At 51.8% G+C, this 23,251-nt stretch carries 20 protein-coding genes and 1 pseudogene; 18 read left to right on the forward strand and 3 right to left on the reverse strand.

The annotated features are described in order from the left end of the window. Window positions 1-95 precede the first annotated feature (95 nt). The 12 genes and pseudogenes from argC to hemB all read left to right on the forward strand — a co-directional run bounded on the left by argC (window position 96) and on the right by hemB (window position 11,921). Complete coding sequence (gene argC, locus A7983_RS09155) at window positions 96-1,100, forward strand: N-acetyl-gamma-glutamyl-phosphate reductase (RefSeq protein ID WP_005973417.1); 1,005 nt, start codon at window positions 96-98, stop codon at window positions 1,098-1,100. 37 nt (window positions 1,101-1,137) lie between these two features. After that, on the forward strand, window positions 1,138-1,911 hold the full coding sequence (gene argB, locus A7983_RS09160; protein WP_005973420.1) for an acetylglutamate kinase: 774 nt from the start codon (window positions 1,138-1,140) through the stop codon (window positions 1,909-1,911). A gap of 62 nt (window positions 1,912-1,973) precedes the next feature. After that, window positions 1,974-3,347 (forward strand): argininosuccinate lyase, encoded by a 1,374-nt coding sequence (argH, locus tag A7983_RS09165; RefSeq protein ID WP_005973422.1) that lies wholly within the window; start codon window positions 1,974-1,976, stop codon window positions 3,345-3,347. A 233-nt stretch (window positions 3,348-3,580) separates the two neighbouring features. Next, complete coding sequence (rmuC, locus tag A7983_RS09170) at window positions 3,581-5,137, forward strand: DNA recombination protein RmuC (RefSeq protein ID WP_005973425.1); 1,557 nt, start codon at window positions 3,581-3,583, stop codon at window positions 5,135-5,137. Between the two features lie 140 nt (window positions 5,138-5,277). Beyond that, window positions 5,278-6,033: a bifunctional demethylmenaquinone methyltransferase/2-methoxy-6-polyprenyl-1,4-benzoquinol methylase UbiE gene (gene ubiE, locus A7983_RS09175; RefSeq protein ID WP_005973427.1), complete on the forward strand. Its 756-nt coding sequence runs from the start codon at window positions 5,278-5,280 to the stop codon at window positions 6,031-6,033. A gap of 12 nt (window positions 6,034-6,045) precedes the next feature. After that, window positions 6,046-6,669 carry a ubiquinone biosynthesis protein UbiJ gene (gene ubiJ, locus A7983_RS09180; RefSeq protein WP_005973429.1) on the forward strand — a complete coding sequence of 208 codons (624 nt, stop codon included), beginning with the start codon at window positions 6,046-6,048 and terminating at the stop codon, window positions 6,667-6,669. Then, window positions 6,666-8,305: pseudogene (ubiB, locus tag A7983_RS09185) on the forward strand (ubiquinone biosynthesis regulatory protein kinase UbiB). Before ubiJ ends, ubiB begins: the two are co-directional and overlap by 4 nt. Before the next feature lie 82 nt (window positions 8,306-8,387). Continuing rightward, entirely contained in the window at window positions 8,388-8,648 is a 261-nt protein-coding gene (tatA, locus tag A7983_RS09190; RefSeq protein ID WP_005973433.1) for a Sec-independent protein translocase subunit TatA, read from the forward strand. A gap of 3 nt (window positions 8,649-8,651) precedes the next feature. Next, window positions 8,652-9,263, forward strand: a complete 612-nt coding sequence (gene tatB, locus A7983_RS09195) for a Sec-independent protein translocase protein TatB (protein WP_005973435.1) — start codon at window positions 8,652-8,654, stop codon at window positions 9,261-9,263. 3 nt (window positions 9,264-9,266) lie between these two features. Further along, window positions 9,267-10,016 carry a Sec-independent protein translocase subunit TatC gene (tatC, locus tag A7983_RS09200; protein WP_005973437.1) on the forward strand — a complete coding sequence of 250 codons (750 nt, stop codon included), beginning with the start codon at window positions 9,267-9,269 and terminating at the stop codon, window positions 10,014-10,016. 82 nt (window positions 10,017-10,098) lie between these two features. Further along, window positions 10,099-10,881: a 3'-5' ssDNA/RNA exonuclease TatD gene (tatD, locus tag A7983_RS09205; RefSeq protein WP_005973439.1), complete on the forward strand. Its 783-nt coding sequence runs from the start codon at window positions 10,099-10,101 to the stop codon at window positions 10,879-10,881. A 17-nt stretch (window positions 10,882-10,898) separates the two neighbouring features. Continuing rightward, window positions 10,899-11,921 (forward strand): porphobilinogen synthase, encoded by a 1,023-nt coding sequence (hemB, locus tag A7983_RS09210; protein WP_005973440.1) that lies wholly within the window; start codon window positions 10,899-10,901, stop codon window positions 11,919-11,921. Window positions 11,922-11,983: 62 nt separating this feature from the next. Here hemB and rfaH read toward each other — a convergent pair whose 3' ends face one another. Then, a complete protein-coding gene (rfaH, locus tag A7983_RS09215) occupies window positions 11,984-12,472 on the reverse strand; it encodes a transcription/translation regulatory transformer protein RfaH (protein ID WP_005973442.1) in 489 nt (162 codons plus the stop codon). 200 nt (window positions 12,473-12,672) lie between these two features. Between rfaH and ubiD the strand changes: the two genes are divergently transcribed. The 3 genes from ubiD (at window position 12,673) to A7983_RS09230 (ending at window position 16,123) form a co-directional block, all read left to right on the forward strand. Next, the gene (gene ubiD / locus A7983_RS09220) at window positions 12,673-14,169 is read left to right on the forward strand and encodes a 4-hydroxy-3-polyprenylbenzoate decarboxylase (RefSeq protein ID WP_005973444.1); all 1,497 of its coding nucleotides are present in this window, start codon (window positions 12,673-12,675) and stop codon (window positions 14,167-14,169) included. A gap of 52 nt (window positions 14,170-14,221) precedes the next feature. Further along, window positions 14,222-14,923 (forward strand): NAD(P)H-flavin reductase, encoded by a 702-nt coding sequence (gene fre / locus A7983_RS09225; protein ID WP_005973445.1) that lies wholly within the window; start codon window positions 14,222-14,224, stop codon window positions 14,921-14,923. Between the two features lie 231 nt (window positions 14,924-15,154). Continuing rightward, on the forward strand, window positions 15,155-16,123 hold the full coding sequence (locus A7983_RS09230; protein WP_005973447.1) for an alpha/beta hydrolase family protein: 969 nt from the start codon (window positions 15,155-15,157) through the stop codon (window positions 16,121-16,123). A gap of 120 nt (window positions 16,124-16,243) precedes the next feature. Here A7983_RS09230 and fadA read toward each other — a convergent pair whose 3' ends face one another. Both fadA and fadB read right to left on the reverse strand, forming a co-directional pair. After that, window positions 16,244-17,407 carry an acetyl-CoA C-acyltransferase FadA gene (fadA, locus tag A7983_RS09235; RefSeq protein WP_005973449.1) on the reverse strand — a complete coding sequence of 388 codons (1,164 nt, stop codon included), beginning with the start codon at window positions 17,405-17,407 and terminating at the stop codon, window positions 16,244-16,246. An 11-nt stretch (window positions 17,408-17,418) separates the two neighbouring features. Further along, on the reverse strand, window positions 17,419-19,608 hold the full coding sequence (gene fadB / locus A7983_RS09240; protein ID WP_005973451.1) for a fatty acid oxidation complex subunit alpha FadB: 2,190 nt from the start codon (window positions 19,606-19,608) through the stop codon (window positions 17,419-17,421). A 184-nt stretch (window positions 19,609-19,792) separates the two neighbouring features. Between fadB and pepQ the strand changes: the two genes are divergently transcribed. The 3 genes from pepQ to trkH are packed head-to-tail and all read left to right on the forward strand — an operon-like array spanning window position 19,793 to window position 23,230. Continuing rightward, entirely contained in the window at window positions 19,793-21,124 is a 1,332-nt protein-coding gene (gene pepQ / locus A7983_RS09245; protein WP_005973453.1) for a Xaa-Pro dipeptidase, read from the forward strand. Then, window positions 21,124-21,735, forward strand: coding sequence for an IMPACT family protein (locus A7983_RS09250; RefSeq protein ID WP_005973455.1), 612 nt, complete (start codon window positions 21,124-21,126; stop codon window positions 21,733-21,735). The genes pepQ and A7983_RS09250 overlap by 1 nt, the downstream gene beginning before the upstream one ends. 43 nt (window positions 21,736-21,778) lie before the next feature. Then, entirely contained in the window at window positions 21,779-23,230 is a 1,452-nt protein-coding gene (gene trkH / locus A7983_RS09255; protein ID WP_005973457.1) for a Trk system potassium transporter TrkH, read from the forward strand. Window positions 23,231-23,251 lie beyond the last annotated feature (21 nt).

The following is a 23,251-nucleotide window of genomic DNA, read 5'->3' on the forward strand; positions in this document are numbered from 1 at the left end:
CGTCACTTTCACTGAGTTTCTCGGGTGAACAGCGTATCGACGCTGGTGAACCCTGTTACCTGTTCCATAGATAAATAAGAAGGTATACGGATCCCATGCTGAATACGCTGATTGTTGGTGCAAGTGGTTATACCGGCGCTGAGCTTGCGCTCTACCTGAACCGTCACCCACAGATGAACATAACCGCTTTGATGGTTTCTGCGCAAAGTGTCGATGCAGGAAAATTGATTTCTGATTTACATCCGCAGCTCAAAGGCATCATCGATGTACCGGTAAAACCGCTGACCGATGTTGAAGAAGCGGCGAAAGGCGTGGATGTCGTTTTTCTGGCGACCGACCATAAAGTCAGCCACGATCTGGCCCCGGTTTTTCTGGCGGCAGGCTGTACTGTTTTTGATTTATCCGGCGCGTTCCGCGTACAGGATGCCGAATTTTATCGCCGCTATTATGGCTTTGAACATCAGCACACTGACTGGCTGGCAAAAGCGGTTTACGGGCTGGCCGAATGGCGCGCTGAAAGCGTAAAACAGGCACAACTGATTGCCGTGCCGGGTTGTTATCCAACGGCTGCACAGTTGGCGCTGAAACCACTGCTGGATGCGCAACTGTTGAATCCGGCCCAGTGGCCAGTGATTAATGCCGTCAGCGGCGTGAGTGGGGCAGGACGTAAAGCATCGATGACCAACAGTTTCTGTGAAGTCAGCCTGCAACCATACGGTATTTTCAACCACCGTCATGAGCCTGAAATTTCAACGCACCTCGGCACGCCAGTGATCTTCACGCCACATTTGGGCAACTTTGCCCGCGGCATTCTGGAAACTATCACCTGTCGCCTGCAACCGGGCATCACCCAGCAGGATGTCGCCGAAGCCTATCACAATGCTTATCACGATAAGCCGCTGGTTCGTTTGTATGATAAGGGCGTCCCGGCGCTGAAATCCGTTGTTGGCCTGCCGTTCTGCGATATTGGCTTCTCGGTTGACGGTGAGCACCTCATCGTCGTGGCAACCGAAGATAACTTATTGAAAGGCGCGGCGGCACAGGCTGTGCAATGCATGAACATTCGTTTTGGTTTCCCTGAAACCCAATCGTTAATTTAATCACTACTGGTCCCGACATTTCGAGGCGTGAAGCATAATGAATCCGTTAATTATCAAGTTAGGTGGCGTTTTACTGGATAGCGAAGAAGCACTGGAGCGTCTGTTCACCGCGCTGGTGGCTTACCGTCAGGAGCATCAGCGCCCGCTGGTGATTGTGCACGGTGGTGGCTGCCTGGTGGATGACCTAATGAAGAAACTGTCGCTGCCTGTCGTGAAGAAAAACGGCCTGCGCGTCACGCCAGCCGATCAGATCGACATCATCACCGGGGCGTTGGCCGGTTCTGCCAACAAAACCCTGCTGTCATGGGCGAAGAAGCACGATATCAACGCAGTGGGCTTGTGCCTGGGCGACGGTGGTAGTACGACGGTAACGCAGTTAGATGAGTCCCTGGGCTTTGTCGGTAAAGCGGAAGCGGGATCGCCTGCGTTACTGAATACGCTGCTCTCCGCGGGCTATCTGCCCGTCGTCAGCTCCATCGGTATTACGGCGCAGGGTGATCTGATGAACGTCAACGCCGATCAGGCGGCGACGGCGCTGGCGCAAACGCTGGGCGCGGATTTAATCCTGCTGTCTGACGTGAGCGGCATTCTGGACGGTAAAGGCCAGCGTATTGCCGAAATGACGGCAGAGAAAGCCGAGCAGTTGATTGCTCAAGGCATCATCACCGATGGCATGATTGTTAAGGTCAATGCCGCGCTGGATGCTGCTCGTGCGCTGGGTCGTCCGGTTGATATCGCTAGCTGGCGTCATGCGGAGCAACTGCCTGCGCTGTTTAACGGCGTGGCGATTGGTACACGTATTCTGGCGTAAGTCGTTTCTGGGTATGGCATGATGCCATACCAACATGAATTAAATTTTTGGGAGTAAGGGTTATGGCTTTGTGGGGCGGTCGGTTTAGTCAGGCAGCAGATCAGCGTTTTAAACAATTTAATGACTCACTGCGGTTTGATTACCGTCTGGCGGAACAGGACATCGTTGGCTCGATCGGCTGGTCGAAAGCGCTGGTGACGGTCAATGTGCTCAGCGAGCAGGAACAGCAACAACTGGAACAGGCGCTGAATGCGCTGCTAGTTGAGGTACAAGCCGATCCTGAGATCATCCTGCAAAGCGATGCAGAAGACATTCACAGTTGGGTTGAGCTGCGCCTGATTGAGAAAGTCGGTGATTTGGGTAAAAAACTGCATACCGGCCGTAGCCGTAACGATCAGGTCGCAACCGACCTGAAGCTGTGGTGCAAGGCGCAGGTTGCAGAGCTGCTGCTGTCAGTACGCCAGTTGCGTCAGGCGCTGGTCACGACGGCAGAAGCGAATCAAGATGCCGTAATGCCGGGTTACACCCACTTGCAGCGTGCACAGCCGGTGACGTTTGCACACTGGTGTCTGGCTTATCATGAAATGCTGGTGCGCGATGAAAGCCGTCTGGAAGATACGCTGAAGCGTCTGGATGTCAGCCCGCTGGGCTGTGGCGCGCTGGCAGGAACGGCCTATCCGATTGACCGTGAACAGTTGGCAGGCTGGCTGGGATTCGCCTCGGCGACGCGCAACAGTCTGGATACGGTTTCCGATCGCGATCATGTACTGGAACTGCTGTCCGACGCCTCGATCGGCATGATCCATCTGTCACGTTTTGCCGAAGATCTGATCTTCTTCAACAGCGGTGAAGCGGCGTTCGTCGAGCTGTCTGACCGTGTGACATCGGGTTCCTCCCTGATGCCACAGAAGAAAAACCCAGATGCGCTGGAGCTGATTCGCGGTAAATGTGGCCGCGTACAGGGGGCATTGACCGGCATGATGATGACGCTCAAAGGCCTGCCGCTGGCGTATAACAAAGACATGCAGGAAGACAAAGAAGGGCTGTTTGACGCGCTGGATACCTGGCACGGTTGCCTGATGATGGCGGGTCTGGTGCTGGAAGGCATTCAGGTTAAACGTCCGCGCTGCAAAGAGGCGGCTGAGCAAGGCTACGCCAACTCGACAGAGCTGGCTGACTATCTGGTCGCGAAAGGCGTTCCGTTCCGTGAAGCGCACCATATCGTGGGTGAAGCGGTAGTTGAAGCCATTCGTCAGGGCAAAGCGTTGGAAGCACTGCCGCTGGCAGACCTGCAAAAATTCAGCGCCGTGATTGGCGATGATGTGTACCCGATTCTGGCGTTGCAATCCTGTCTGGATAAGCGTGCTGCACAAGGTGGCGTATCACCACAGCAGGTTGCCAAAGCCATTAGCGATGCGAAGCAGCGCTTAGGCTAAATACTACTGGAGTAGGTCTAGCTATACCTTAAGTTCCCTCAACGTTGGTGCTTCGCGTTGGGGGATTTCTTTGTTACCGCCCTGATTCTTCTGCAAATTATCGTATGCTCATATTCATATGGAATGCGGCTCGCATTTTTCTGCTCAGCCTACTCCCCGGCAAAATTGTTTCTGGACATCCATACAGTATCATTTTACCTTGGCCGACAGCGTGAAAGGCCTGCGGAGGCACAGTGGATATCAGCATATTTTATGGTTTAGGCGGCGGTGTAGTGGGTCTTCTGGTCGGGTGGTTGATTGTCAGCCTGATTCATCAGCAGAAGCTGTCGCAGCATGACACCGAACAGCGGTTATTGGCACAGACATTACAGCAGGCTCAACAGTCGCTCAGCGAACAACAGCAGGTAAAGCAGCAGGATGAACAACGGCTGCGGCAAAACGAGCTGGAATTGCGCACGGTTCACGTACAACTCTCTGCCAGCCATGAAAAGCTGCAACAGCTTGGTGAACTTCGCACTGAGTGTGCGCAGTTAAATCAGGAACTGCGGGCGTTGCGTGAAATCAATAGTGCGCAGGAGGCCGAGCTGCGTGAAGTCACCATTCGGCTGGAAGAAACCCGGATGGCGGCGGAAGAGAAACAGCGGCTGCTGGCAAGCAGCGAACAGCGGTTGACGACGCAATTTGAGAATCTGGCGAACCGCATTTTCGAACACAGCGGCCGCAAGGTGGACGAGCAAAATAAACAGAGTCTGGATAAGCTGTTGATGCCGCTGCGTGAGCAACTTGATGGATTTCGCCGTCAGGTGCAGGACAGCTTTGGCGCGGAAGCGCGTGAGCGCCACACGCTGGCGCACGAGATCCGCAATCTGCAACAACTGAACGCGCAGATGGCACACGAGGCCATCAACCTGACGAAAGCGCTGAAAGGCGATAATAAGACGCAGGGTAACTGGGGCGAAGTGGTGTTAAGCCGCGTGCTGGAAGCCTCTGGCCTGCGAGAAGGGTATGAGTATCAAACTCAGGTCAGTGTGCAAACGGGGACAAATAGCCGTTTGCAACCGGATGTCATCGTGCGTTTACCGCAGGGCAAAGATGTCGTGATCGATGCCAAGATGTCGTTGGTGGCCTACGAGCGCTATTTCAATAGTGACGATGACGTAGAGCGTAGTACGGCGCTGAACGAACATTTGCTCTCGGTGCGCAGCCATATTCGGCAGTTGAGCAGCAAAGATTACCAACAGCTTCCGGGGTTGCGTTCGTTAGACTACGTGCTGATGTTTATTCCCGTCGAGCCCGCCTTTCTGGTCGCTATCGACCGCCAGCCCGAGTTGATCAATGAGGCGTTAAAGCACAATATTATGCTGGTCAGCCCGACCACGCTGCTGGTGGCATTGCGCACCATCAACAATTTATGGCGCTATGAGCAACAGAGCCGCAATGCACAGCAGATCGCCGAAAAAGCCTCACGGCTATACGATAAACTGCGGCTGTTTGTCGATGATATGGAATCTCTGGGGCAGAGTCTGGATAAAGCGCAGGGCACTTATCGTCAGGCGATGAATAAACTTTCTTCTGGGCGTGGTAACCTTATTGGTCAGGCTGAAGGGTTCCGCGCGCTGGGTGTAGAAATTAAACGCACGATCAGCCCGTCATTGGCAGAAAAAGCAATGGCTCATGAGCACACTGATCACGATGAATTATTGGGCTCCGCCGCGCCTGACTCTGGCTCTCCAACCGTAAAAACGGAAGGTGAAGAAGGGCCGCCAACGCACAAGCAGCTTGAAATATGACAGCATAAATAGGTATGAATTTCGCGGGTTTGGCACTCATGCTATGTGAAATTAGTGCAGTGGGGTTTTTATCCGGGTCTGGTACACTCTCACCATTAATGGGTAGACCCGAAATTTGACTGAAATAGTAGGCGGATAAGATGGCAAGTGAGCAGGAGAATACGGCCGACTTTGGTTTCCGGACTGTCGCCAGGGATGAAAAAGAAGTCATGGTGGCTGAGGTTTTTCATTCTGTAGCAGCAAAGTATGACCTGATGAATGACCTGATGTCCTTTGGTATCCACCGTATTTGGAAGCGTTTCACCATTGAATGCAGTGGGGTAAGACGTAACCAGCGCGTTCTGGATCTTGCCGGGGGAACTGGGGATTTAACCGCCAAATTCTCTCGCATGGTGGGCGAAGGGGGTGAGGTTATTCTGGCGGATATCAACGCATCAATGCTGAAAGTGGGCCGCGAAAAACTGCGTAACAAAGGCATTATCGACAACATCAACTACGTGCAGGCAAATGCAGAAGCGCTGCCGTTCCCCGATGATTTCTTCGACTGCATTACTATCTCCTTTGGTCTGCGCAACGTGACGGACAAAAACAAAGCGCTGCGCTCCATGTACCGTGTTCTAAAGCCGGGGGGGCGGTTACTGGTGTTGGAGTTTTCCAAACCGGTGATTAAACAGTTGAGTACCGTTTACGATGCGTATTCATTCCATATCCTACCGAGAATTGGCGAAGCTGTGGCAAGTGATGCCGGGAGCTACCGCTATCTGGCGGAATCCATCCGCATGCACCCCGATCAGGAAACGCTGAAAGGGATGATGAGTGATGCCGGTTTTGACAGCGTTAACTATTTCAACCTCACCGGTGGAATCGTTGCGCTGCATCGTGGATTTAAATTCTGATTGGAAACGCCAATGCTGATAACGTCTTTTCTGACTGCTACGCTGGAAACCGCGCTGAATCAGCTGCTTTTTCACGACACGGTTTCTTGTGATCGGAGCATGAAGTCAGCCCGTCAGCGCTTACAGGGAAAAACACTCCAGATCGTGCTGGCTGAACTGGATGTTCCTTTGGTGCTGGTGTTTAACGAACAGCGGCTGGACGTTGTTAGCCAGTGGGGCGAATTGGCTGACTGTCGTCTGAATACACGCGTTCCGGTTCTGATGAAATTACGCGATCGTCAACAGCTATCGTCACTGATGCGTAGCGGTGAACTGGTTATTGAAGGTGATATTCAAGTCGTTCAACAGTTCATCGTGCTGTGCGATCTGGCGGAGTTCGATCCGGCGGAATGGCTATCCCCTTATCTGGGCGATATCGTTGCTCAGGGCCTTAGCCAGACGGCGCAGAAAACACTGGGGTTCCTGAAACGGTCATTACATCAGCAGCAACATTTTCTTTCCGAGACGTTAACGGAAGAGTGGCGACTGGCACCGGGAAAACTGGAAAACGCCTGGTTCCTCGAGGAAATTGTTGCGCTGGATAAATCCGTTGATGTGTTGTCCGAACGGCTGGCGAAACTGGAGACCTTACGATGACGCCCAGTGAATTACGCCGCCTTTACAGCATTGTGCGTGTGTTGTTGAGCTATGGTCTGGACGAACTCATTCCTAAAATGCGTCTGACGTTTCCACTGCGCGCGGGCCGTCGCTTGCTGTTCTGGTTACCTAATCGCCACCGCAACATGCCTTTAGGGGAACGTCTGCGTTTAGCGCTTCAGGAACTGGGGCCGGTGTGGATTAAGTTCGGGCAAATGATGTCGACGCGCCGCGATCTGTTCCCACCCGCTATCGCCGATCAGTTAGCAATGTTGCAGGATAAGGTTGAGCCGTTTGATGGCAAACTGGCGCGTGAGCAGATTGAGCTGTCAATGGGGGGATCCCTCTTGAAGAGTGGTTTGACGATTTTGATATCAAACCGTTGGCTTCTGCTTCGATTGCACAGGTTCATACCGCCCGGCTGAAAAGTACGGGAAAAGAGATTGTTATCAAGGTGATCCGCCCGGATATTTTACCTGTCATCAGGGCAGATATGCGCCTGATGAAACGGCTGGCTGGCTGGTTGCCTCGCTTGTTGCCGGATGGTCGCCGTCTGCGCCCGCGCGAAGTGGTGCTGGAATATGAAAAAACACTGCTCGATGAGCTGAACTTGCTGCGAGAAGCGGCAAATGCCATCCAACTGCGGCGTAACTTTGAGAACAGCCCGATGCTGTATGTGCCGGAAATTTATTCGGACTATTGCAGAGAAAGCATGTTGGTCATGGAACGTATCTACGGCATTCCTGTTTCTGATGTTGACGCGCTGCAAGCCAATGGAACGGATATGAAATTGCTGGCAGAGCGCGGTGTTCAGGTTTTCTTTACGCAGGTATTTCGCGATAGTTTCTTCCATGCGGACATGCATCCCGGCAATATCTTTATCAGCTATGATCACCCGGAAGACCCGCAATATATTGGAATTGATTGCGGTATCGTCGGTTCGTTGAATAAAGAAGACAAACGCTATCTGGCCGAGAATTTCATCGCTTTTTTCAACCGTGATTATCGCAAAGTTGCCGAACTGCATGTAGATTCGGGCTGGGTGCCCGCAGATACCAACGTTGCAGATTTTGAGTTTGCTATTCGTACTGTCTGTGAGCCGATTTTCGAGAAGCCGTTGGCGGAAATTTCGTTCGGCCATGTATTGTTGAATTTGTTTAATACGGCGCGTCGCTTCAATATGGAAGTACAGCCTCAGTTGGTGTTACTGCAAAAAACGCTGCTGTATATTGAAGGTGTTGGTCGGCAGCTTTATCCGCAGCTCGATCTGTGGAAAACCGCTAAGCCTTTCCTGGAGAGCTGGCTGAAGCAACAGGTCGGTTTACCTGCGGTTTTCCGGGCGCTAAAAGAAAAGGCGCCGTTCTGGGCAGAGAAACTGCCGGAGCTTCCTGAACTCTTTTATGATGGGCTGCGTCAACATAAGATGTTAAAGCAAAGCGTCGATAAGCTGGCACATGAGCTGAAAACGCAGCAGGCTCGTCAAGGACAGTCGCGATATCTTTTGGGTATTGGCGCAACCCTGCTAATCAGTGGTACGGTGTTACTGGTCAGCCGTGTTGAAGCTGATATGATTCCCGCAGGGTTGATGGCAGCAGGAATTGTTGCCTGGATTATCGGTTGGCGTCGAACTCGTTGAAGCAGATCATGATGCACGCCAGAATTACCCGATATAATAACGAAAATTCTGTCGTTCCCCTTTTTGAAAAGAGGTAAATGTTATGGGTGGTATTAGTCTCTGGAACCTGTTGATTATCGCAGTTATCGTCATTTTACTTTTCGGAACCAACAAGTTGAGAACGTTGGGTTCTGATTTGGGTGCGTCAATCAAAGGCTTTAAGAAAGCCATGGGTGACGAACAGCCGTCCACGAGCGCAGACAAAACGCCGCCAGATGCTGATTTCTCTACCAAGTCTATTGCTGATAACCAGGCAGACGTCAAGCAGGGCGATACGAAGAGCCAGCATAAAGAGCAGGTGTAATCTGTGTTCGATATCGGTTTTGGTGAATTGCTATTGGTGATGGTTCTCGGCCTGATTGTTCTCGGGCCGGAGCGTCTCCCCGTGGCAGTCAGAACGGTTGCAAGTTGGATCAGGACGCTGCGTTCGCTGGCGTCTACGGTTCAGAATGAACTGGCTCAGGAACTGAAACTCCAGGAGTTTCAGGAAAGCTTGAAGAAAGTCGAAAATGCCAGTTTGCAGAATCTGTCGCCTGAGTTGAAAGCCTCAATGGATGAACTCAAAGAGGCGGCAGAGGCGATGAAACGTGGCTATACCGGAACATCGTTACCGCAAACGTCAGAGGGTCTCGTAAAATCAGATGATCCCAAAAAATCAGACGTTCACAGTGCGGCGATGGAACCGCAGCGCCACATCCCACTGAGCGATCCCGAAGCCGCTTACGATGGGGTGATTGAAACGGAAACCACGGTACGTTCGGCAGTCAGCCAGCCTGAGCCTGAAAACAGTGTTGCTTCTGAACATCACCATGATGGCCGTAACGCTACACGTGATGAAGTTGTCGGCAACGATAATGTCAAACCTGAGCAGTCCCAGTCTTCTGCTGTCTCTGCCCGCCAACCGAGCGATAGTCTTTAGTTTATGGCCGATGAAGATACTCAACCGCTAATTAGCCACCTTATTGAGCTACGTAAGCGACTACTCAACAGCATTATCTGTGTGCTGGCGGTATTTATTGCGCTGGTGTACTTTGCCAATGACATTTACCAACTGGTTTCTGCACCACTCATCGAGCAATTGCCTGCCGGCGCCAATATGATCGCGACTGATGTTGCTTCACCGTTCTTCGCGCCGATAAAGCTGACGGTAATTGTCTCTGTGTTTATTGCCGCGCCACTGGTGCTGTATCAGGTGTGGGCGTTTGTCGCTCCTGCCCTGTATAAACACGAACGTCGCTTAATGATGCCGTTGCTGGTATCCAGCAGCCTGCTATTTTATTCGGGTATGGCGTTTGCGTACTTTGTGGTGTTCCCGCTAGCGTTTGGTTTTTTTGCGAAAACTGCGCCTGTTGGCGTGGTGATTGCAACAGACATCAATAACTACCTCGATTTTGTTATGGCGCTGTTCATGGCGTTCGGCGTATCGTTTGAGGTGCCAGTTGCCATTGTGTTGCTCTGCTGGAGTGGTGTGGTGACGCCAGAAGATCTGAAGAAAAAGCGCCCTTATATTTTGGTGGGTGCATTTGTTGTCGGGATGCTGCTAACGCCGCCGGACGTTTTCTCACAGACACTGTTGGCTATTCCGATGTACCTGCTGTTTGAAATCGGCGTCTTCTTCGCGCGGTTTTATGTTGGTAAAGGCCGAAGAACCGAAACCGAAGAGCTATCGTAGTCACTCACGGTTACCTGCGGTAGGACGGTAAAATGGCCTCTCTTTGAGAGGTCTTATTTTTTTATTCGCCAGAGTGAAAGTCATGTTTGATATTGGTGTCAACTTAACCAGTTCCCAGTTTGAAAAAGACAGGGAACAGGTCGTCATCCGGGCACAGCAAGCGGGTGTCAGTGGCATCTTGATCACGGGAACCAATGCCCAGGAAAGCCATCAGGCAATGTTACTGGCGCAAGCTTATCCCGATTATTGCTGGTCAACGGCGGGTGTTCATCCGCATGATGCAAGCCAGTGGAATGGTGATATCGCCGAACAGATTCATCACATGGCAAATGCTGCCTGTGTGGTTGCCATTGGCGAATGCGGGTTGGATTTCAACCGTAACTTTTCGACGCCAGAAGAACAGGAGCGGGCGTTCAGCGCACAATTGGCGATTGCTGCTGAGCTGTCCATGCCAGTTTTCCTTCACTGCCGCGACGCACATCCCCGTTTTATCTCTCTGCTGACGCCGTGGTTGAATCAGTTACCTGCTGCTGTGGTTCACTGCTTTACTGGTAATCGCCAAGAGTTGGATGCGTGTCTGGCGGCGGGTTTGACGATTGGCATTACCGGCTGGGTTTGTGATGAGCGTCGTGGGCTTGAACTACGCGCTTTACTGCCACATATCCCTGCCGATCGGCTGTTGGTGGAAACCGACGCACCTTATCTGTTACCCCGGGATTTACGCCCTAAACCAGCATCCCGCCGTAACGAACCCTGTTATCTGCCCCATATTATTCGCCAGATTGCGGAGTGGCGTGGAGAAGATGCCACATGGTTGGGGCAGATTACAGATGAAAATGCCCGCCGGATTTTCCGGCTGGCCTGATTCAGGAGAATAATGACATGAGCAATGCTTTTCCCGGCACGTTTCCTGGCCGACGTATGCGTCGTATCCGCCGCCATGATTTCAGCCGTCGTCTTGTTGCTGAAAATCAACTGACGGTGAATGATTTGATTTATCCCGTTTTCGTGATGGAAGGGACAAATCATCGTCAGGAAGTTCCCTCAATGCCGGGGGTATACCGGATGACTGTCGACGTGCTTCTGAAAGAAGCCGAAGAGATCGCTAAGCTTGGCGTCCCGGTGCTGTCACTGTTTCCCGTTGTTGAAGCGGATAAAAAATCACTCTATGCCGAAGAGGCCTATAACCCGAATGGCTTGGTTCCGCGCACGATCCGCGCGTTGAAAGATGCTGTCCCTGAACTAGGTTTGCTGACGGATGTGGCGCTCGATCCCTATACCACACATGGGCAGGATGGAATTATTGATGAAGAGGGGTATGTGATTAATGACGTCACCAAAGAGATTTTGGTGCGTCAGGCGTTGTCTCACGCCGAGGCTGGAGCCGAAATTATTGCCCCTAGCGACATGATGGATGGTCGTATCGGTGCTATCCGCGACACCCTTGAAGCGCAAAACCTGATCAATACCCAGATCATGGCGTATTCAGCTAAATATGCATCGTGTTATTACGGGCCTTTCCGTGATGCCGTGGGTTCAGCGAGTAATTTGAAAGGCGGCAACAAGAAAACCTACCAGATGGACCCGGCCAATAGCGATGAAGCCTTGCAGGAAATTGCACAGGATTTGCAGGAAGGCGCGGATATGGTGATGGTCAAACCGGGGATGCCTTACCTAGATGTGGTTCGTCGCGTCAAGGAGACGTTCGGCGTGCCGACGTTTGCTTATCAAGTCTCTGGTGAGTATGCAATGCACATGGCAGCGATTCAGAACGGTTGGTTGCAGGAGCAGCCGGTGGTGATGGAGTCTCTGTTGTGCTTTAAACGCGCGGGTGCAGATGGTGTGCTGACCTATTTCGCTAAGCGTGTCGCACAGTGGCTGCACGATCAGCATATGCAACGCTAAGCCTGTTCTCACCCGGCGTAGTACAAACGCGCCGGGTAGAGCGAAGAAGGTGGCGTGCTGGACTAGGTTTTACGAAATTCTCGGTTATCTATGCTGTGTTTGACCTGCTTGTTTAGCATACACAGCAATAACATTGAGCGGGCTTCACCATCAGGTTCGGTGTAGATAGCCTGAAGACCAGAGAAGACACCATCGGTGATCACTACGTTATCACCGGGCTGTGGCGTCAACGGGTCGATGATCTTCTGTATGGGGCGAAGTGATAGTTCATCAATAACCTGCTGCGGAATGGTCGCTGGCAGTGCACCAAATCGCACAAAGCTGTTCACCCCACGCGTCGCGCTGATGGTGGTGGTGTGGATGCGCTCGGGGTCGAATTCCACAAACAGATAGTTCGGGAATAGCGGCTCACATACTTCCGTTCGCTTACCACGAACAATTTTGTCTAGCGTGATCATCGGACTCACGCAGGTGACATCCTGACGTTCCAGATGCTCTTTCGCTCGCAGCAGTTGACCACGTTTACAATACAGTAAGTACCAAGCTTCCATAATTTCGCAGACTTATGATTCCGACGTGCAAGCATAACAAAAGCGAGCAAGGATAAAAAATTTTCGGTAGATATTTTTGTTATCACACGATGGCGAGCGGATTCTTGATGGTGATTGGATTCTTGACATAAATAGGCATTGCGGGAAGCGACAGGCTGGCTAAGAGACTTTATAATAGCCAGAACGATAGACTGCCCCCGATGAATAGCATGAAATACCGTGACTTACGCGAATTCCTCTCACTGCTGGAAGAGAGAGGGGAGTTGAAACGCATTACCCAGCCCATCGATCCCTACCTTGAAATGACGGAAATTGCCGACCGGACGCTGCGTGCGGAAGGTCCAGCCCTCCTGTTTGAGAACCCCAAAGGCTATGACATGCCGGTGCTGTGCAATTTATTTGGCACGCCGAAGCGTGTTGCATTGGGAATGGGGCAGGAAGAGGTCAGCGCATTGCGAGACGTTGGCAGGCTGCTGGCATTTTTGAAAGAGCCTGAGCCGCCTAAGGGGTTCCGCGATCTGGTCGATAAAATGCCGAAATTCCGTCAGGTACTGAATATGCCGACAAAACGGCTGTCTTCTGCGCCGTGTCAGGAGCAGGTCTGGAAAGGCGATGATGTTGATCTGCGACGCATTCCAGTGATGCAGTGCTGGCCGGAAGATGCCGCGCCGCTTATTACCTGGGGACTCACCGTGACGCGCGGGCCGCATAAAGAACGGCAGAACCTGGGGATCTATCGCCAGCAGGTGCTGGGTAAAAACAAACTGATCATGCGCTGGCTATCTCATCGCGGCGGCGCACTGGATTTTCAGGAGTGGTGTCAGGAAAATCCGGGGCAACGTTTTCCAGTCGCTGTCGCGCTGGGGGCTGACCCAGCGACGATCCTCGGTGCTGTGACGCCAGTGCCTGACACGTTGTCAGAATATGCCTTTGCGGGCTTATTACGTGGGCATAAGACGGAAGTGGTTAAATGTCTGTCGAGCGATTTGGAAGTCCCTGCCAGTGCGGAAATTGTTCTTGAAGGCTATATTGAGCCCGGGGAAATGGCGGCAGAAGGGCCGTATGGTGACCATACCGGCTATTACAATGAAGTCGATCACTTTCCGGTCTTTACCGTTACGCATATTACTCAACGCCAGAATGCTATTTATCACTCGACTTACACGGGGCGGCCGCCGGATGAGCCTGCGGTACTGGGCGTGGCGTTGAATGAAGTTTTCGTACCGATCCTGCAAAAGCAGTTTCCTGAGATTGTCGATTTTTATTTGCCGCCGGAGGGTTGCTCTTACCGTCTGGCGGTCGTTACCATGAAGAAACAGTACGCGGGCCATGCCAAACGCGTCATGATGGGCGTCTGGTCTTTTTTACGCCAGTTCATGTATACGAAATTTGTCATTGTCTGCGATGATGACGTCAACGCGCGTGATTGGAAAGACGTGATATGGGCGATTACCACGCGTATGGATCCGGCTCGCGATACGGTATTAGTGGAAAATACGCCGATAGACTATCTCGATTTCGCTTCTCCGGTTTCTGGTCTGGGCTCAAAAATGGGTCTGGATGCGACCAATAAATGGCCTGGTGAAACGCAGCGTGAATGGGGACACCCCATCAAGAAAGACCCGCAGGTTTGCGCCCGTATTGATGAAATATGGGACGAATTGGCCATTTTTAGTGACAGAGAGCCTCGGCGCTAACGGCTGCTGCTCTGTTCTCAGTTTTGCTTTTATGACCCTATAGAGGGAATGCATGACAACATTGAGCTGTAAAGTGACTTCGGTCGAAGCCATAACCGATACGGTTTATCGCGTTCGTTTGTTACCTGAAGCGCCTTTTTCCTTTCGGGCTGGCCAATATTTGATGGTAGTGATGGGCGATCGAGATAAACGTCCTTTCTCACTGGCATCGACCCCGATGGATAAAGGTTTTATTGAGTTGCATATTGGGGCGTCCGAACTGAACCTTTACGCGATGGCCGTGATGGAACGCATTCACAAGGAAAAAAACCTGACGGTAGATATCCCGCATGGCGAGGCCTGGCTGCGAGAAGAGAGTACGCGCCCGCTGGTGTTGATTGCGGGTGGAACCGGATTTTCGTATGTGCGTTCTATCCTGCTGACCGCACTAGCGCAGCAACCCGATCGCAATATCTCCATTTACTGGGGGGGACGTGAATCCCAGCATCTGTACGATTTAACAGAGCTTGAAGGTTTTGTGGCCAAGCACCCTAATCTGCGTGTAGTGCCCGTCGTCGAGCAGCCAGAAGAAGGGTGGACTGGTAGAACGGGCACGGTTCTGAGCGCGGTCTTGCAGGATTACGGTTCACTGGCGGAACAGGATATTTATATCGCAGGGCGTTTTGAGATGGCGAAAATTGCGCGTGAGCGTTTTTGTAACGAGCGCGGTGCGCTGGCAGCTCATATGTTCAGCGATGCATTTTCGTTTATTTGACGGATTGGTATTTACTGCCTGCTCGTGTTTTTTATTCACTCTTGAGCGGAAGTGAAGGTCGCTGCCATCCTTATCGATGGCAGCGTGGTTTATCTGTTTTGTTTCTATGTAATATCTCTTCTGTTAATGTTATCAATAACTTAATGTCATATCGGCTGTGGATGGTTTCTTTGCTTTATTCATCCTCTGCCAATGGCATTCTGTTGTGTTTTATATCAAAAGGAAATTGAGTTGAACGTAAAAATAATAAGTAATCTATTCTTAACTATCAGTTTTTTGGGGGGGATGGGAGCAGCATTCGGCTACCCTTTAAGTGATAAAGATTTATCTGAAGCCCGTAAAGGATTTCACACGCAGTTAGTGATGGATACGTTGGAGCCTGATGGAAAAGCGGATGTTCCGCCGAAGGAGATCTTCAATACCGTTCACTACCCTTCTGCGGTCGGCCCACTCGTTGCCTATATTTCTCCCGATCCTAAGGATGAGAAGCGCCATCCCGCAGTTGTCTGGGCACATGGTGGGTATGGTGGTATCGGTGATTTTTTCTGGGAGCCTCAGGATGAGGATAACGATCAAAGTGCGCGAGCCTTTCGGGAAGCGGGAATTATTATGATGGTCCCGAGTTGGCGCGGTGAGAATGATAACCCCGGCAAGTTTGAAATGTTTTATGGGGAAGTTGACGATCTGCACGCTGCGCGGGAATATCTGGCTAAACTGCCTTATGTCGACCCTAAACGTATTTATGTTGCGGGTCACAGCACGGGTGGAACCATGGCCTTATTAGCTAATGAATATCGTTCCGGTTTCCGAGCCGCTTTTTCATTGGGAGGTATTCCTGATTTGAAAGTACGACTCGATGCGGGTCCGACAGCGGTTGGTCCTTCATTTAATACACGTAACCCTCAAGAATTCTATTTACGCTCGCCGCGAACCTTTATTACCCATATAAAATCCCCAACCTTTTATTTTGAAGGCGAAGAATCTTATTGGGATGAAGAATTAGAGACGATGCAGGATAATGCGTCAGGTGCACACGTTCCTTTTTATGCCCACAGCATACCTTATGGCGATCACTTTACTATTATATTGCCGATTACCCGCCTGATTGCTCAGAAAATTTTGCAGGATACGGGTGAGAGCGTGAGTATTGGTTTTAGTCAGAGTGAGATTAAAAAAATCGGTCAGGATATAAAGTTGTAAAATAGCGAGAGCGATAGAATGTTCTATCGCTCTTGTTTATAGACGATGCAGTGTCACCGTCAGTCGGTTGCGTTGTGAAATTCCTATGGATTACCGTGGTATCGTTAGCAATTAATTTGCTCAAATGCGTTCAAACACGGTTGCAATACCTTGCCCCAACCCGATGCACATCGTCGCTACGCCAAACTGAACGTCACGGTTTTCCATCAGATTAATCAACGTGGTGGAGATACGCGCCCCCGAGCAGCCGAGCGGGTGACCCAGCGCGATGGCTCCACCGTTTAGGTTGACCTTTTCATCGAGCTGTTCCAGTAGACCCAGATCTTTAATGCAGGGCAGCGTTTGGGCGGCGAATGCCTCATTCAGTTCAAAGATGCCAATATCAGCCAGACTCAAGCCTGCTCGTTTCAGCGCCAGTTTGGTGGCAGGGACGGGACCGTACCCCATAATTGAAGGATCGCAGCCCACCACGGCCATAGCCCGAATACGTGCCCGCACCGGTAAGCCTAACGATGCGGCGCGGGATTCGCTCATGATCAACATGGCCGATGCGCCATCGGATAAGGCGGAGGACGACCCGGCTGTCACCGTGCCGTTAACCGGATCGAATGCCGGCTTGAGTGCGGCAAGGCTATCGACGGTAGTCTCCGGGCGAATCACTTCATCATAATCGAAACGTTGCAGTGCACCGTCTGCATCATGGCCTGCCGTGGGGACGATTTCATGACGAAATGCACCAGATTGGGTGGCGTTGTAAGCTCGCTGGTGTGAGCGGGCGGCGAATTGATCCTGCATCTGACGACTAATATTGTGCATACGTGCTAGCATTTCTGCCGTCAGCCCCATCATTCCCGCTGCTTTAGCGATAGTGCGGCTCAATCCCGGATGAAAATCGACGCCATGATTCATCGGCACATGCCCCATATGCTCAACGCCGCCGATTAAACAGACGTTCGCATCGCCAACCATAATCGCACGGGCGGCATCGTGGAGCGCCTGCATAGAAGAACCACAGAGTCGGTTAACGGTCGTAGCGGGTACGCTCACAGGGATTTCAGCCAACAAAGCCGCGTTGCGAGCCACGTTGAAACCTTGTTCGAGCGTTTGCTGCACACATCCCCAATAGATATCGTCGATCTCATGGGCGTCTAGCGCGGCGTTACGGCTCAATAGGCTACGCATCAGGTGCGCGGACAGATCTTCGGCTCTCACCTGACGGAAAGCGCCGCCTTTGGAGCGGCCCATCGGTGTACGAACGGCATCAACAATCACTACCTTTTCCATATTTCCTGCCCTCATACCGGTTGACCGTAAGAAACGTCCGCGTGCGGCGCGACCGATGGATAATAGCCTTCATTGCTTCTGGCTTTTTGCTGCAAGCCATCAGGCACCTGATAGATTGCGCCGAGGTGTGCCAGTTGCTGCGCCATCGCGACATAACGTTCGCTACCTAATGTATCCAGATAGCGGCACGCTCCGCCGTGGAAGGGAGGGAAACCTAAGCCGTATACCAGCGCCATGTCCGCTTCAGCAGGGCTGGCGACAATACCTTCTTCCAGACAACGCGCGACTTCATTAATCATCGGGATCATCATCCGAGCGATAATCTCTTCTGCGCTGAACGCTTTTTTCGGTTGGCTGATGTCTTTAAGGAGTGCATCTACGGCGTCATCCTGTTCTTTACGCTGTTTCCCTTTGCTATCGGTTTGATAACGATAGAAGCCCTGACCATTTTTCTGCCCAAAGCGTTGATGTTCAAACAACACGTCGATCGCATCGCGATAGTCTTTTGCCATCCGTTGTGGAAAGCCTTCTGCCATAACGGCTTGAGCATGGTGAGCGGTATCAATGCCGACAACGTCCAGCAGATAAGCCGGGCCCATCGGCCAACCGAATTTCTTTTCCATGGCATTATCGATCTCGCGGAAATCGGCCCCGTCTCTGAGCAGTAAGCTGAATGCTGCAAAGTAGGGGAACAGGACGCGATTCACGAAGAATCCTGGGCAGTCGTTCACGACGATCGGTGTCTTGCCCATTTTGCTGGCGTAAGCCACCACGCTAGCGATGGTGCTGTCACTGGTTTTAGGGCCACGAATAATTTCGACCAGCGGCATGCGGTGTACTGGGTTAAAGAAGTGCATACCGCAGAAATTTTGCGGTCGTTTTAACGTCGCAGCCAGCACAGCAATTGGAATCGTTGAGGTATTCGAAGCCAGAATCGTACTCTCACTAATGTGCGATTCGGTTTCTGCTAGTACGCTGGCTTTGATTTTCGGGTTTTCTACCACGGCTTCAACGACGATATCGGTACGCTCGAACCCAGCGTAATCCAGCGTTGGGTGAATACTGGCCAGAATCGCCGCCATTTTCATCCCGTCCAGTTTCCCTCGTTCCATCTGTTTATTCAGGAGTTTGGCTGCCTCATTCATCCCCAGCGCGAGCGGTTTCTCGTTGATGTCTTTCATCCGAATTGGCACGCCCTTGAACGCGGATTGATAGGCAATCCCGCCGCCCATAATGCCCGCACCTAGTACGGCGGCTTGTTGTGGCACAGGCGTATCGCCAATCAGCTTCTTCGCTTTTCCTTTAACATATTGATCGTTGAGGAAAATGCCGACAAGTGCGCGCGCTTCATTTGAGCGTGCCAGTTGGACGAAGTGCTGCGTTTCGAGCTGCAATGCCTCATCACGCGTCATGGTCGCGGCGGCTTCGATGGTTTTTACCGCTAGCATCGGTGCTGGGTAATGCTTCCCAGCGGTTTGTAGCACCATCGCTTTGGCGGTGGTGAAGCTCATCATGGCTTCAATTTTATTGAGTTTCAGCGCCTCAAATTTTGGGCGTCGATAACCCTGCCAGTCCAGTTCGCCCTTTATGGCCTGTTTTAGCATTTTGATTGCGGCGGGAATCAGCTTTTCGTTGGCGACAACGGCCTGTACCAGCCCCACTTTTAAAGCATCGGCTGCGCTGACATCTTTACCGGCGGCGATAATCTCCAGCGCGCTGTCAGCACCCAGCAGGCGCGGTAGCCTGACCGTGCCACCAAAACCCGGCATGATCCCGAGTTTAGTCTCAGGCAACCCGATTCGAGCATCTGGTGTGGCTAAGCGAAAATCAGTTGCCAGCACGCATTCACATCCGCCACCCAACGCATAGCTATTAATCGCGGACAGCGTGGGAACGGATAAATCTTCAAGACGGTTGAAAATACGGTTGGCGAAGACCAGCCACTCATGCAGCTTTTCTGCCGGTGCGGCAAAAAGAGAAAGGAATTCCGTGATATCGGCGCCGACAATAAATGCAGGTTTGTCCGAACGTAGCAGTAAGCCTTTCAGGTTCGGCTGTTCTGCCAGAACGTCGAGCGCTTTACCTAGGCTGGCAACCGTGCGGGTATCTAGCGTATTTACGGAGCCAGGGGCTGAAAATACCAGCTCGGCAATGCCGTCCTCAAGCCAGTTAAGGTAGAGGGATTCACCTTGATAAAGCATGTTTATCTCCGCTGTTTATGTGAGTGATCTGGTATGACCAGATAATCGAATTGTGGTTTTAATGTTAATTTTTTGCAAACGATAGATTAATTTTTTGCCGAATCGATCACAAAGCGCGGACGCTGCCCTTGGGGAATGCCTGTGTTAAAATGGAGGGATCATGTCGTGACGTACAAGGATACTCATGGAAAAGCTGGCTTCTTTATATCATCACCATCTGGCTACGCTGCAAACGCGTGCTCAGGCGGTTTTAGCGCGCCATCAGCTTGACGCATTACTGATTCACTCTGGTGAGCTGTTGACCGTTTTTTTGGACGATCACGACTATCCTTTTAAAGTTAACCCGCAGTTTAAAGCGTGGGTGCCGGTCACGCAGGTGCCGAACTGCTGGCTATGGGTTGACGGCGTTAATCCGCCTAAACTGTGGTTCTATTCGCCGGTTGATTACTGGCATAACGTAGCGCCGGTTCCTGAGAGCTTCTGGACCGAAGAGATTGAGATTACCGTATTGCGGAATGCCGATGATATCGGACAATTACTTCCATCGCAGCGTGAGCGTGTTGCCTATATCGGCTATGCGCCACAACGTGCGCAGGATTTGGGTATTCGCGCGGACAATATCAATCCTCAGGGCGTGTTGGATTATCTGCACTATTATCGCGCTTACAAAACAGACTACGAGCTGGCCTGCATGCGTGAAGCACAGAAGACAGCAGTTATCGGCCATCGTGCAGCGCATGAAGCATTTCTTTCCGGCATGAGCGAATTCGATATTAATCTGGCGTATCTGACGGCAACGGGTCATCGGGATATCGATGTGCCTTACGGCAATATCATCGCGCTCAATGAACATGCGGCGGTGTTGCACTATACCCAGCTCGATCATCAGGTGCCATCCGATGTTCGCAGCTTCCTGATTGATGCAGGGGCTGAATATAACGGATATGCCGCTGACCTCACGCGAACCTATTCTGCACAGAGCGATGGGGCTTTTACTCAACTGATTAAAGGCCTCAATCAGGAAATGCTTGCGCTGATTGATACCGTTCAGGCGGGAGTGCGCTATACCGATTACCATCTTCAGATGCATCAGCGAATTGCGAAACTACTGAAATCACATCAACTGGTGCGGGACATCAGCGAAGAAGCGATGGTGGAGCAGGGGCTTACGTCGCTTTTCCTGCCGCACGGTCTTGGTCATCCGCTGGGTTTGCAGGTGCATGATGTCGCTGGGTTTATGCAAGACGATCGCGGTACACATCTGGCAGCGCCTGCGCAGCATCCTTATCTGCGTTGTACCCGTGTGCTCGAACCTGGCATGGTCATGACGATCGAACCGGGCATCTATTTCATCGAATCCTTGCTTGCTCCGTGGCGTGAGGGCGAATTGAGTCAACACGTTGACTGGCAAAAAATCGATGCGCTGAAACCGTTTGGTGGTATTCGTATTGAGGATAATATTGTCATTCATGACGGTCGTGTGGAGAACATGACGCGCGACTTGAATCTGGCCTGATGCAAGCGTATCCCATTCCTACTGCGCCCGTGAGCTTCAGTGAGGAAATCAAGAAAAGCCGCTTTACTACGATCCTGGCGGCAACGCCGGGAATCGACGCGGCAAAAGCGTTTATCCAGCATGTCAGGGAAGAACATGCCTCGGCGGGGCACCACTGCTGGGCGTTTGTTGCGGGTGCGCCTGACGATTCTCAGCAGCTTGGCTTTTCTGACGATGGTGAGCCATCCGGCACCGCGGGTAAACCGATGCTGTCGCAACTGATGGGAAGCGGTATCGGTGAGATTACCGCCGTGGTGGTACGTTACTATGGCGGAATCCCGCTAGGCACTGGCGGGTTAGTAAAGGCTTATGGCGGTGGCGTCCAGCAAGCGCTGAAGCTGGTATCGCAGCAAGAGAAAGTCTTGCAAAAAGAGTATGGCTTACAGTGTGACTATGCGCTGTTGCCCCAGGTGGAATCACTGATCTTTCAACTTGGCGGAAAAGTGCTGCATAGCGAGTATGGCGTGGACGTCGTATTGCGGTTCTCTCTCCCTATCAGGGAAACCGAGGAAGCGGCAACGAAATTGCGTGATTTAAGTCGCGGTGCGTTGCATTTATTGCCGATTCTATAATAATCCCAGCGCTTTTTTATGAATCATTAAGGAATTCCCTGCGATGCACTTGCGCGCCATAACCCGTATTGTCGGCCAGTTGGTTATCCTTTTTTCCGGGACGATGGTTATTCCCGGGCTGGTGGCGTTAATTTACCGTGATGGCGCAGGCCGGGCATTTACGCAGACATTTATTGTCGCGTTGGCAATCGGCATCATGCTATGGCTACCAAACCGGAAACAGAAGCATGAGCTGAAGTCTCGAGAAGGGTTCTTGATTGTTGTCCTCTTCTGGACGGTGCTGGGAAGCGTTGGGGCACTGCCTTTCCTGTTTGCTGAACATCCTAATCTGGGCGTAACGGATGCTTTTTTTGAATCGTTTTCAGGGTTAACGACAACGGGAGCAACCACGCTGGTTGGGCTGGATTCATTGCCTAAAGCCATCCTGTTTTATCGGCAAATGCTGCAATGGTTTGGTGGGATGGGGATCATCGTACTCGCGGTTGCTATCCTGCCGATTCTTGGTGTCGGTGGGATGCAGCTTTATCGTGCGGAAATGCCGGGGCCGTTGAAGGAAAACAAAATGCGCCCGCGTATTGCCGATACGGCGAAAACGCTGTGGTTGATTTACCTCTTACTCACGATTGCCTGTGCAGTTGCGTTGTGGCTGGCTGGCATGCCGATATTTGATGCAATTGGGCACAGCTTCTCTACGGTATCGGTCGGCGGGTTCTCTACCCACGATGCGAGCATTGGCTACTTCAACAGCCCAACGATTAACACCATCATCGCGATATTCTTGCTGATTTCCGGCTGTAACTTTGGTTTGCACTTTGCTCTGCTGAGCGGCCGTAGCCTGAAGGTATACTGGCGTGATCCAGAATTCCGCATGTTCATTTTTGTTCAACTGTCGCTGGTGGCCGTGTGTACGATCGTTCTGTGGTTCCACCATGTTTATGACAGCGGAATGCAGACGATCAATCAGGCATTTTTTCAGGTTGTCTCCATGGCGACAACGGCAGGGTTTACGACGGATAGCATTGCATCATGGCCACTTTTCCTGCCGGTTTTGCTCCTGTGCTCCGCGTTTATTGGCGGGTGTGCAGGCTCAACTGGGGGCGGCTTGAAAGTGATTCGTATCCTGCTGCTTTTCCTACAAGGGTCACGTGAGCTTAAACGGTTGGTGCATCCGAATGCGGTTTATACGATTAAGCTGGGTCATCGGGCGTTGCCTGAACGCATCCTTGAGGCCGTGTGGGGATTCTTCTCCGCGTATGCGCTGGTTTTTATTGTCAGCATGCTGGCCGTCATTGCGACAGGCGTTGATGATTTCTCTGCGTTTGCTGCGGTTGCTGCCACATTAAATAATCTGGGGCCGGGCCTGGGCGTCGTCGCTGAGAATTTTACGTCAATGAATGATACGGCGAAATGGATTCTGATACTGACAATGCTGTTTGGTCGTTTGGAAGTCTTCACGCTTTTAGTGCTGTTTACGCCAACCTTCTGGCGGGAATAGCCCCCATAAGGATAAAGAACA

It is taken from the genome of Pectobacterium wasabiae CFBP 3304, assembly GCF_001742185.1.
Classification (GTDB): Bacteria; Pseudomonadota; Gammaproteobacteria; order Enterobacterales; family Enterobacteriaceae; genus Pectobacterium; species Pectobacterium wasabiae.